Genomic DNA, 11,313 nt, shown 5'->3' on the forward strand with positions numbered 1-11,313 from the left:
TATCTTCTTCAACAGTGTTTTCTACTTTTTAATGTTTTTTTTAATGCAGAGACACCGATAAATAGCATCCAAATACTCAAAGGGATAAAGGCTATGACAAAAAGTCTATCGGTAATCATATCCATCATAAATAAAATCAGAATAAAAATTGTTAATATAGTAGCAAGAGAAAATCTATTCATTTTCATCCCCTATTCCTAAGTAGATAGTTTACCGTTTGGTAATTGATATAATACAATACTAGCAAATATTAAAAAAGATTAGATTTTACTCGATATTAAATTAATTCTTGAGAAAGAAGTGGAAAAATGACGAGTCATTATTTTATTGCTACAATGCGAGCTATTCCTGAATTTCATGAAGGGGACAATAATTACTCTTTTCTAAGTGGTGAGGCTTATAAAGAGGTATTACCTTTTACATTACCATACATCTATGAATGGGGGGAAGATGATAGAGAATTAATAATCTTTCTTGATGACTTCATGCAATTAGGGGATGTTGTGGAACACTATATTTATGAAGAAGGAAGAAATGGTATAACGCTCTCTGAAAATTTTCCAGAAGAAGCAAGAACCATTAATCTTTGGAAGAAAACGTATAAGGATCAATATGGTGCATATCAATTGGATCCTAAAAGATGGCGGGAAGATCTTTCAAGCCGAACCATTGCTTCTAAAAGAAGTGTCACTACATTTGTGAAAATATAGCTAAGAAGTAAATTATTCGAATGGCAGAGAAACTTTCCATGCTTCCTCAAATAAACTGTATACGATTAAATATGGTTGCGATTGAGTATCTTATCATTTGCCTTCCTTTTTCTTCCTCTTTTCAAGAAAAGTTAAAATCGTTGTTTTCATAGAAGCATAGGACCCAATGGCTGAATAGCCGTAAAACCAGCCCATAAACAAACCAGCAACAAGACTATGTCTATGACTAATAAAGACAGAGATCAATAATCCCAAAGCTAGGGCGATGGTCGGAACATATTTTTTCGGTATCTTTATCATCATTTTCAGTAATTGTGTCATAATCATCACTACAGGGACTGCGATGACAGCATCCCAGAAGTTTGTTTGTATTGTTGGGAAATCCATTACATCGACCACCTTTACGGTTTAGTATTCCATTTACCTTTGTAACTAATACATAATTCAAAAGTATCGAATAAACCGCTCAAGGAAGCACATATTAATGCTGAGGTGGTATTTAATGGAGAAATATAAAATGGAGAAACGATTTTTAAATGGATTACTTATCGGAAATTTATTGATCCTGCTGCCGATTTTATATAGAAAACCCCCAATTAGAGATTGGATTATTGTGTTTGTGTATAATGCTATTACCAATGGTTTGCTTGATATGCTTTTAACATCTCATAAAGTAATTAGATATCCAGTTCGCTTTCTGCCGACGATATTTAATATACATATATTATTTGATTTCTTAATTTATCCGACATTTACTGTTTTCTATAATCAATTAACGAAGAGAGATAAACCCTTTGCTATTTTCTATAAATTGATTTTTTTTACACTTCCCTTTTTTATTATTGAATTATGGGCTGAAAATAAGACAAAATTAATTGAATGGAATAAGTGGTGGAAATGGTACTATTCTTTTCTAAGCATAATTCTTAAGTCATTAATAACAAGATTCGTTATCGAAATGTTAAGGAAAAAGAACTTTTTGACAAAATGAGCTAATTTGCTTTCTCTAAAGTTTATGTACTTACAAACAAGGGGAAAATATTGGAGACAGACTAAATCTTTCTATCCCATTTTAAAAGAAAACATAGTTATTTCCTTCTTTTTATTGTAAAATGGCGAAGTAGAATAGTGTAACGTAGATTGTTTCATTCAATAATAGTAATTACATACTGTACGTGATTAGGATAGAAGTTAATCCTAAGAAAGGAAAGCAAATGACAAAAATCGTAAATATCATTCTGTTAATTAATGTCATTGGAATTGTTCTTTATGCAGCAGGAGTACTTGATACGGATATCTTCCGTGTGGAGTTTTTATCCTCTGGTGTAATTATGCTTCTGTTTGGTTTAAGAGATGTTGTTAGAGGGGTGAAAAGAAAAAGACGTTAGGAATTTGGCCGTTTATGAAATGGAATGTTGCTTAAAAAGGGTAGGAAGGGAGCAAAAGATGAAGCCTGTTTATCGATGGATCTATATTTTTCTAGGGACAGTTTTTTTGGTTTTAGGAATAATTGGAGCCTTTTTACCTTTGCTGCCAACTACACCTTTTTTATTATTAACATCCTTTTTCTATACACGGGGTTCTGAGCGTATTAATAAATGGTTTCGTTCTACAACGTTCTATCGTGACTATGTGAAAGGATTTCGTAAAGGCGCATTGACGAAAAAGCAGAAAATCAAAATCATTATCACGTGCTATAGCTGCTTAGCTATCAGCGCTATTCTTGTAGATCATTTTTATACTCGAATCATGCTGGGCTGTATTGCGATTGTTCAAGCCATTTCAATGTTTATCATAAAGACGAAAAAAGAGGAACCGGAAGTAATCATAAAAGAATAAGAAAAAAACAGTGGATGACCTTTTTTAAGGAATCCTTTTTTTGTTCTTATAGGTTAATAGTTGAAAAAAATACTTGTTTAATAGTAAAATAGGATTCTAGTAATTTCCAATTAATAGCCTCAAGATAATTCCCCAGTCACACTAACATTTCCTATTGGAGGTAAAGATGAATAAAATTTCACAAGCAGAAGCAGTTAAATTAAAAAGTGTCCTTTCTAAGCGAATTCATGAACTAGAAGAGGAAATGGATAGAGTTGCATTTGTACAAGTAGAAGCAGGCAAGCCTATTCCGAAGCAAACACGAACAATCCTTGATGTTGAGCAAGAGCTAGAAGAAGTACGCACTGATTATCGATTGCTTGATAAATTAATGTATAGTGCCAATATCGAAAACGAAATAAGCTTTGAAAATACAAATATCACCATTGTGGAAGCAATTGAACTGGCGACACAGCTCCGCGCAAAAGCCCGAAAATATAAAGAGTTTGCGGCAGCGGAAAAGGAAGAATACGTCTATTCTTATAGTGAAACAGTCCAACTAATGAAGGTAGCCACCTTTGAACCAGAGGATTATCGTTTAAAAAGCTTAGAATGCGAACGAAAAGCAAACCGTTTATCCAATTTAATTAACAGTAAAAACTATCAAATTGAGCTAGAATTTGATGGGGAAAAATATTTTTAATTTTTATAGCATGCTTAACGGGCAGGCAGCAAAATTGCTGCTCCTATCTTGAAAAGGCGCGAAAGGAACTCAAACTTACTTATCTATTATTGCCTTGAATAGGTGAGACTCCTATTCAAGGATAGAAGGATTTCTCTTTTTGTGTACAAAGGTACGTTTACATGGTGCTGGCTAAACCAATGACCACTAACCCATTACTCGTTTACCCTTTACCGTTTACCAATTATTGCAATGGTGGTTGAAGACCATTTAAGTCCTCTTATCCTTCTATGACGAAGCCGATCAAAGAATAGTTTTATTCTTTGGTTGGCTTTATTTTTGTTTATCATTAAAATGATTAGAAAGGAGGGAGTCTAATGCCAAATATATGGGACCCCGAATACACCATAACAAAGGAGCAAGCTTCTCAATTAGTGGAGGAACAGTTTCCAATCAGTGTGTATTCTATTAGAGAAATAGGGGAAGGGTTTGATAATACAATCCTTCTCGTTAACGATTGTTATACTTTTCGCTTCCCAAGAAGAGAAATAGCGGTGAAACTTTTAACAAGTGAATGGGAGCTATTGCGGATTATTGCAGATCAGCTGCCTATCCCCATACCTAAGCCGGTTTATATAGGGTCAGCGAGCAGGGTCTTTCCGCGAATTTTTATAGGATATGAGCATTTACCAGGAAATACTCCAGAAGGTTTAACGAATAAGGAAAGAATTCAGATGGCAAAGCCATTAGCACGCTTCTTGAAAAAATTGCATTCTTTCTCCACCGAGCAATTCAAGCTTGTTCCATACGATGAATTTGATCGACTTCATATTGATAAAAGAAAATCCCGCTTAATCGATTCGATTAAGAAGCTGCGTATGCATGAAGATATAGCTTTATTCCATTTAGTAGAAGACTATGCGAAAAAATTAACCCATATAGCAGTCCCAACTGTTCATGTCCTTACACATGGTGATCTCCATATTCGCAATATGCTTATTAATGAAAAAAAGGAACTAACGGGAATTATTGATTGGGGAGATACGCATATTGGTCATCCTGCCGTGGATTTATCGATTGCCTACAGTCTGTGCCCTTCTGAAGGGAGAAAACAATTTTTTACTAACTATGGTGAAGTAGATGATACTACGTTGAAACTCGCTCAGTTTAAAGCAATATTTACGACAGTAACCTTGCTTATCTACAGTATAGATAAAAAAGATTGGGAACTTTATCAAGAGGGGAAAATTAGCTTATCTTTCGCTTTAATGGGAGAAAACTAATTTTTTTCCCTTTTTTAAAATAACCGGACGAACATTAATGGTTACGCCCGGTTAAAAAAATTATTTGAACCCTAGAACTGGATGTGGGACATATGGTTCTTCTAAGCTAGCGATTTCTTCGTGTGACAATTGTAAAGAAAGTGCAGCAACCGCATCTTCTAGATGATGCAGTTTCGTTGCACCAATAATTGGAGCAGTAACAGGCTCTTTTTGTAAAACCCATGCAAGGGCAACTTGGGCACGAGGCACACCGCGTTTTTCTGCTATTGCTTTCACTCGCTCGACTACTTGACGGTCTGCTGCTTCTGTTTGGGAGTATAATGTTCTTGCAAAGGCATCCGTTTCTTTACGCGTACTTGTGTCTTCCCAATCTCTAGTTAAGCGGCCGCGTGCCATCGGGCTCCAAGGGATAACTCCAATACCTTCTTCTTTACAGAGGGGCAGCATTTCTCGTTCTTCTTCTCGGTAGAGCAGATTTAAGTAATTTTGCATGGAAACAAAACGAGTCCAGCCATTTTTCTCTGCTACATGATTTGCTTTTAAAAATTGCCATGCAAACATGGAGGATGCACCAATGTAGCGGGCTTTGCCAGCTTTGACAACATCATGTAATGCTTCCATTGTTTCTTCAATAGGTGTTTCATAATCCCATCTATGTATTTGGTAGAGGTCAACATAGTCGGTGCCAAGCCTTTTTAAACTATTATCAATTTCACTCATAATTGCTTTGCGGGAAAGACCAGCTCCATTAGCACCTGGACGCATTCTTCCGTGTACCTTTGTAGCAAGAACGACCTCATCACGATTAGCAAAATCACGCAATGCCCTTCCTACTATTTCTTCACTTGAACCATCAGAGTAGACGTTAGCTGTGTCAAAAAAGTTAATGCCAAGCTCTAATGCCTTTTTGATAAAGGGACGACTATCATTTTCTGTTAATGTCCATGCATGGCCGCCACGATCGGGTTCCCCATAACTCATACAACCAAGACAAAGACGAGAGACTTCTAAACCAGTAGATCCTAATTTAACATAATCCATTTGCTACTCCTCCTTTTGTTTTATTATAAAAGAGGGGCTATTCATTATGCGAGAGAAATGAATTTAGTTTGTAAGGGAATACATTAGTGGAGGAGTTAATAATTTAGAAAAGTGGTTAGTTAAAATTACCATATGGTTCGTAATGAATTGTACTATGGAATAGAAGGATAAAGGTTATAAATGACATATTTTTTTATAAAAAACGGTATGAGCTATACGAACAAAAAATATATTTTATTCCATTTTAAATAAAAAAACTATGAATAAATTTTATTAATGCACTAACTATTTTAAATTCCATCATTTTATTAATCTGCTATAATGTATGGAAAATATTTAATAGGGGCGAAAGGATAAATTACTGATGGGTGAACTATATGAATATATTGAAATAAATCAGAAAAAAACAATAAAATTTTTCTCATTCAAAGCCAAAGATACAGAAAGAATTATCCCTATGCATTGGCATGATAGTCCTGAACTAATTTATTGTGTAGAAGGAAAGCTAAAAGTCTGGTATGAAGGAAAAATTGTTACCCTGGGAAAGGGAGATTTGCTATTAATCAATTCTAATACCCCACATTCTACCCAAAGTATAACTCATAATAATGTATGCATCATTCAGTTTCCTGGAAATTTTCTTGAAGAAGAAAATAAATCGATTCATTTAAGCACTTGCGAAAACAAATATGATGCGCAAGTAATAGACTATACTAGGAAAATAATAACTGAAATTATAGAATACCATGTATCGACGAACGAATATGACTACTTATTGGAACAGAGTAAAATACTTCATCTAAAATATTTGTTGGTAACAAATTTTTCCTCTGGAGCTAATGGGAAATGTGAAGATAATAATCGCAAACAATTAAAATTGAAGCAGCTTGAAATTGTAATAAGGCATCTCAAAAATAACTATAAAGATAATCCTAGCTTAAAAGAAATTGCCAATGCCTGTGGATATTCTGAAGCGTATCTCTCTCGATTATTTCATACAATAACTGGACAGACTTTCATAGATTTTAAAAGAAATCTTTGTTTAGAAAAAGCAATTGAGCTTATGAATACAACAGATAAAACCATTACACAAATTGCCTATGAATCAGGTTTTTCAAATGTAAAATCATTTAGAAACTATTTTCGATCAACCATGAATATTAATCCCAAATACTATAAAAGGTCAAAAAATGACCCTTAATTAGTAAGAAAATGCAACGTAATGTAAACGTATTCCTGTTATCCTTGTTTGTGTGGTTAGCTAAATTACACGTGTTTTTGATAATTAATAAACAGAAATGAGGGGGAGAAATGAGTAATAAAAATTATAAAAATATTGCTCAAGAAGTAATACGTGGTATTGGTGGGACTGACAACATTATTTCGATGGCTCATTGTGCTACTAGGCTAAGATTAATTGTAAAAGATAGGGATATAATTGATGATGAATTGATTGAAAATATTGATTTTGCTAAAGGTTTCTTCTTTACTTCTGGTCAATATCAAATTATTTTTGGAACGGGTACAGTAAATCATGTTTATGATGCGATGTTGCAAGAAGGCGTATCGGGAACAACAAAGTCTGAATTGAAAGAGATTGCTTCAGATAAAGATGATAATATCTTTTTAAGAATGATACGTTTGTTCGGAGATGTATTCGTGCCAATTATACCGGCATTGGTAGCTACTGGGTTATTTATGGGTGTAAGAGGATTGATTTTACAACCTGATATCCTCGCAGTATTTGGTTTAACGCCAGACCATATTTCAGATAATTTTATTAAGTTTACTCAAATATTAACAGATACTGCTTTTGCATTTCTTCCTGTATTAGTTTGTTGGTCTGCTTTCAAAGTATTTGGAGGTTCGCAATTATTAGGAATTCTGTTAGGGCTAATGCTTGTACATCCAAGTCTGCCCACATCATGGGATGTTGCACAAAATGTAGCAGAGCCTTTAAAATTTTTCGGAATTATAAAAGTTGCAGGCTATCAAGGTTCTGTTCTTCCTGCATTTATTGTTGGGGCTTTGGGAGCAAAGGTGGAAGGATTTATTAGAAAAAGAGTGCCGAGTGCTCTTGATTTAATTTTATCTCCGTTCTTCACTTTATTAATCATGATAGTTTTAGCGTTTTTCTTAATTGGCCCTGTTTTTCATGAAGTAGAATTATTATTATTACATGCAGTAACATATGTTTTAGAATTACCATTTGGTATTGGTGGTTTAATTTATGGTGGGATTAATCAAATAATCGTTATAACAGGATTGCACCATCCTCTTAATTTAATTGAAATCCAAATGCTTGCTGATACAGGAAAAAATTTGGTTAACCCGATAAGTACTGCTTCGATCTGTGCTCAAGCAGGAGCAGCATTTGCAGTCGCGGTTAAATCAAAAAATGTGAAAACTAAGGCTATTGCATATCCCTCCACTATGTCTGCATTACTAGGAATTACTGAGCCAGCTATTTTTGGTGTTACATTAAGATACGGGAAGCCTTTTATTATGGGATTAATAGGGGGTGCTGCTGGTGGATTTGTAGCTGGGTTAATGCACTTATCAGCCACAGGAATGTCTATCACAGCTATTCCAGGGACTTTGCTATTTCTGAATAGTCAAATTTTTGGATATTTATTAGTATCCCTAATCGGGTTTGGTGTGGCATTTATTCTTACCTATCTTTTTGGATATAAAGATCACCCAAAAACAAAATAATAAGGAGGGAGTATCGATGCAAAAAAATGAAGTTATGGCTTTAATCGATTCTCTGTCCGTTGAGGAAAAAATCGGTCAACTTGTGCAATTAACTGGAGATTTTTTTACTAATGAAACGGAAGAAACGATAACTGGTCCAATAAAAAAATTAGGATTAAATGAAAATTATAATATTTATCATACAGGATCAATCTTAAATATTACTAATGCTCATGAAATAATTAAAATTCAAGAGAAATATTTAGAAAACTCAGGCCATAAAATCCCTTTGCTTTTTATGGCAGATATTATATATGGATTTAGAACTATCTTTCCCATTCCATTGGCACAAACTTGTAGTTGGAACTTTGATTTAATAGAAGAAGCAGCTTCCATTAGTGCTAAGGAATCCTATGAAGAAGGATTACACGTTACATTTTCTCCTATGGTTGATATTGTAAGAGATCCAAGATGGGGCCGTGTTATGGAATCTCCTGGAGAAGATACGCTTATGGCGGAATTATTTGCAGAAAGAGTAATAAAAGGACTTCAAGGTAATTCCGAGCAAAAAATACCGAAAGATAAAATTGCTGGATGTGTTAAACACTTTGCAGCATATGGAGCTCCTATAGCAGGGCGTGAGTACAATGCAGTAGATATGTCTGAGCATACATTGCGGGAGGTATATTTACCGAGTTACTTATCGGCAGTAAAAGCAAAAGTTAAGCTTGTTATGACGGCATTCAATACTTTAAATGGCGTACCTTCAACCGGTAACGAGTGGTTAAATAAAATGATATTAAGAGATGAATTTAAATTCGCGGGAGTACTTATTTCAGATTATGCAGCTGTTGAGGAATTAATTACTCATGGATATGCTAATGGACCAAAAGAAGCAGCGCAGCTAGCATTAAAAGCAACAGTAGATATTGATATGAAAACATCGGTTTTTGCTAATGAATTAGGTGCAATTGTTAATAACAATGAGCAAATGATGGATTTACTAAATAAAGCAGTTTATAGGATTTTATCCTTGAAAAATGATCTGGGCTTATTCGAAGATCCATATAGAGGATTAAAAGAAAGATCAGCAGAAAACTCTAGTATCTTATGTTCTGAGCATAAAAAGACTGCTTTAATGTTAAGTGAGGAATCGATTGTTTTATTAAAGAATAATGGTGTCTTGCCATTAGAAAAGGGCAAAAAGGCTGCAATTATTGGACCATATCACGATGAAAAATCAACACTTGGTATGTGGGCTATAAAAGGCGATATAAATGACACTATTACACTGAAAGATGGGATAAACGAGATTGTAGGGAATAATAAGAATCCCTTTTGCAGAGGATCACATTTAATAGAGAAGGAAACTGCACACTTACTTGGAAAATTTGAAGATAAAATTCCAAATGAAAGAATAAGTAATGATGAATTAATAGAAGAAGCTGTTAACTTAGCAAAGGACTCTGAAATTGTAATACTAGCATTAGGTGAAAGTATTTTTCAGAGTGGTGAAGGTGGATCACGTACAGAGATTACATTACCTAAACCTCAACAAAAATTATTCGAAGCTATAAAAAAATTAAATAAACAAATAATTACTATCATTTATAGTGGGCGTCCTTTAATTTTAACTGATGTAGAAAAACACTCAGATGCTCTTATACAGGCTTGGTTTCCTGGTATTATGGGAGGTAAGGCCTTAGCGAATATTCTCTATGGGATAAGTAATCCATCAGGAAAGCTGTCGATGTCTTTCCCAAGGAGTGTTGGACAAATACCAATCTATTATAATGAGTTAAACACAGGGAGACCAGATCTGCCAGAAAATGCTTTTTATCGCTTTGCTTCACGATATATTGATGAATCTAATAAACCATTATTCTCTTTTGGCTATGGATTATCTTATACAACTTATCAGTATAACTCTGTCTCACTTAATAAAAAGTTAATAAGGCAAAATAGCCATGATGAATTAATTATAACAGTTGAGGTTGAAAATACTGGGGATTATGACGGTTATGAGATTGTGCAGCTTTACATAAGAGACCAGTTTGGCAGTACTGCTAGACCAGTAAAGGTACTAAAAGACTTCAAAAAGGTATTTATTAGAAAAGGCGAAGTGAAAACAATCTCATTTACAATTACAGAGGAGCAATTGAATATTTATCGAAGTGATTTAAGCTTTGCTAGCGAGCCTGGTCAATTTGATGTTTATATCGGTTCTAGTAGTGAAGATTTACCTTTAAAAGAAAGTTTTGAATTAATTCAAACAAGCTAAATGAATTTATATAGAAATGCAATGAGTCTAAGGCTGGAATATAATAATGAGAAAGGTGAATTTGAAGTACTCAAATTCACCTTTCCTTATTTTTATGTATAAATTCACTGCTATTAAGAAAGAGCCATTTCGTTATCTATTTTATAATTTCACTTCTAAAACTAAAGGTAATCTTATAGATGAGAAATAGCTTTTTCTTATGTGCTTTATAGTCTTGCCAATTTTCGAAAGACTCGTTATTATTTACTGTGAGGCTTAATGCTGCACATGGATAAAGGAGCTAGTGTCATGATTATTCAATTCATTCGCTATAGATAGAAAGGGTATAGACTTGGATAAAATCCAACTCGAATTTTCAAAAAAATTTGATGAGGGTTTATTTGTCTATGCCTTTTTCATTTATCTAAAAACGAATGAATGAGGTGACTTCTTTGTTAAAAGAAAATAAAAGAATAAAGAGTGCGAAATATGTGAGTAATTTTGAAAACATTTTTGCTTGTCCAATATGTAGATCGTCTATGCAGGTTATCGATTTTAAAAGTTTAATCTGCTTAAATCACCATACATTTGATTTTGCAAGGCAAGGATATCTGAACTTGATGACTCACTCAGTAAATACTAAGTACAGCAAAGCTCTTTTTGAAGCAAGAAGAAAACTTATTACCCAAGGGGAATTTTTTACACCATTAAGCCATGCAATTGCAAAGTTTATTATGGAACATCTTGTTAAGACAAAAGAAACAATTTCTATTCTTGATACGGGATGTGGCGAAGGTTCACATCTTTCTAATATTTGTGAAATTT

Annotated in this window: 12 protein-coding genes; 10 read left to right on the top strand and 2 right to left on the bottom strand. The window is 33.9% G+C overall.

The genetic code is table 11. The annotated features are described in order from the left end of the window. Window positions 1-308: 308 nt before the first annotated feature. Window positions 309-710: a hypothetical protein gene (locus BCI01S_RS16195; protein WP_047942841.1), complete on the top strand. Its 402-nt coding sequence runs from the start codon at window positions 309-311 to the stop codon at window positions 708-710. A gap of 93 nt (window positions 711-803) precedes the next feature. On the opposite strand, the gene BCI01S_RS16200 is transcribed toward BCI01S_RS16195, so the two are convergent. Beyond that, window positions 804-1,097 carry a hypothetical protein gene (locus BCI01S_RS16200; protein WP_047942839.1) on the bottom strand — a complete coding sequence of 98 codons (294 nt, stop codon included), beginning with the start codon at window positions 1,095-1,097 and terminating at the stop codon, window positions 804-806. A gap of 115 nt (window positions 1,098-1,212) precedes the next feature. Here BCI01S_RS16200 and BCI01S_RS16205 point away from each other — a divergent pair, with 115 nt between their 5' ends. The 5 genes from BCI01S_RS16205 to BCI01S_RS16220 all read left to right on the top strand — a co-directional run bounded on the left by BCI01S_RS16205 (window position 1,213) and on the right by BCI01S_RS16220 (window position 4,493). Beyond that, complete coding sequence (locus tag BCI01S_RS16205; protein WP_047942838.1) at window positions 1,213-1,701, top strand: CBO0543 family protein; 489 nt, start codon at window positions 1,213-1,215, stop codon at window positions 1,699-1,701. 223 nt (window positions 1,702-1,924) lie between these two features. Further along, a complete protein-coding gene (locus BCI01S_RS25325; RefSeq protein WP_156485448.1) occupies window positions 1,925-2,098 on the top strand; it encodes a hypothetical protein in 174 nt (57 codons plus the stop codon). 58 nt (window positions 2,099-2,156) lie between these two features. Then, window positions 2,157-2,549, top strand: a complete 393-nt coding sequence (locus tag BCI01S_RS16210) for a DUF454 family protein (RefSeq protein WP_047942837.1) — start codon at window positions 2,157-2,159, stop codon at window positions 2,547-2,549. A gap of 166 nt (window positions 2,550-2,715) precedes the next feature. Then, window positions 2,716-3,231 (top strand): hypothetical protein, encoded by a 516-nt coding sequence (locus BCI01S_RS16215; RefSeq protein ID WP_047942835.1) that lies wholly within the window; start codon window positions 2,716-2,718, stop codon window positions 3,229-3,231. Window positions 3,232-3,587: 356 nt separating this feature from the next. Further along, window positions 3,588-4,493, top strand: coding sequence for a phosphotransferase (locus tag BCI01S_RS16220; RefSeq protein ID WP_047942833.1), 906 nt, complete (start codon window positions 3,588-3,590; stop codon window positions 4,491-4,493). A gap of 60 nt (window positions 4,494-4,553) precedes the next feature. On the opposite strand, the gene BCI01S_RS16225 is transcribed toward BCI01S_RS16220, so the two are convergent. Continuing rightward, on the bottom strand, window positions 4,554-5,534 hold the full coding sequence (locus BCI01S_RS16225; protein WP_047942832.1) for an aldo/keto reductase: 981 nt from the start codon (window positions 5,532-5,534) through the stop codon (window positions 4,554-4,556). A gap of 364 nt (window positions 5,535-5,898) precedes the next feature. Here BCI01S_RS16225 and BCI01S_RS16230 point away from each other — a divergent pair, with 364 nt between their 5' ends. The 4 genes from BCI01S_RS16230 to BCI01S_RS16245 form a co-directional block, all read left to right on the top strand. After that, window positions 5,899-6,735, top strand: coding sequence for an AraC family transcriptional regulator (locus BCI01S_RS16230; RefSeq protein ID WP_047942830.1), 837 nt, complete (start codon window positions 5,899-5,901; stop codon window positions 6,733-6,735). A gap of 110 nt (window positions 6,736-6,845) precedes the next feature. Beyond that, complete coding sequence (locus BCI01S_RS16235; RefSeq protein WP_047942829.1) at window positions 6,846-8,249, top strand: sucrose-specific PTS transporter subunit IIBC; 1,404 nt, start codon at window positions 6,846-6,848, stop codon at window positions 8,247-8,249. Between the two features lie 16 nt (window positions 8,250-8,265). Beyond that, complete coding sequence (bglX, locus tag BCI01S_RS16240) at window positions 8,266-10,509, top strand: beta-glucosidase BglX (RefSeq protein WP_061800060.1); 2,244 nt, start codon at window positions 8,266-8,268, stop codon at window positions 10,507-10,509. Between the two features lie 431 nt (window positions 10,510-10,940). Further along, a partial coding sequence (locus BCI01S_RS16245; protein ID WP_369691033.1) for a putative RNA methyltransferase occupies window positions 10,941-11,313 on the top strand: 373 nt, incomplete at its 3' end.

The organism is Niallia circulans NBRC 13626, from assembly GCF_001591585.1.
GTDB lineage: Bacteria > Bacillota > Bacilli > Bacillales > Cytobacillaceae > Niallia > Niallia circulans.

Coding starts and splice junctions, on each gene's coding strand:
- BCI01S_RS16210 (WP_047942837.1), top strand. CDS start 2,157: ATGAAGCCTGTTTATCGATGGATCTATATTTTTCTAGGGACAGTTTTT.
- BCI01S_RS16235 (WP_047942829.1), top strand. CDS start 6,846: ATGAGTAATAAAAATTATAAAAATATTGCTCAAGAAGTAATACGTGGT.
- BCI01S_RS16205 (WP_047942838.1), top strand. CDS start 1,213: ATGGAGAAATATAAAATGGAGAAACGATTTTTAAATGGATTACTTATC.
- BCI01S_RS16230 (WP_047942830.1), top strand. CDS start 5,899: ATGGGTGAACTATATGAATATATTGAAATAAATCAGAAAAAAACAATA.
- bglX (WP_061800060.1), top strand. CDS start 8,266: ATGCAAAAAAATGAAGTTATGGCTTTAATCGATTCTCTGTCCGTTGAG.
- BCI01S_RS16225 (WP_047942832.1), bottom strand. CDS start 5,534: ATGGATTATGTTAAATTAGGATCTACTGGTTTAGAAGTCTCTCGTCTT.
- BCI01S_RS16215 (WP_047942835.1), top strand. CDS start 2,716: ATGAATAAAATTTCACAAGCAGAAGCAGTTAAATTAAAAAGTGTCCTT.
- BCI01S_RS16220 (WP_047942833.1), top strand. CDS start 3,588: ATGCCAAATATATGGGACCCCGAATACACCATAACAAAGGAGCAAGCT.
- BCI01S_RS25325 (WP_156485448.1), top strand. CDS start 1,925: ATGACAAAAATCGTAAATATCATTCTGTTAATTAATGTCATTGGAATT.
- BCI01S_RS16200 (WP_047942839.1), bottom strand. CDS start 1,097: ATGGATTTCCCAACAATACAAACAAACTTCTGGGATGCTGTCATCGCA.
- BCI01S_RS16195 (WP_047942841.1), top strand. CDS start 309: ATGACGAGTCATTATTTTATTGCTACAATGCGAGCTATTCCTGAATTT.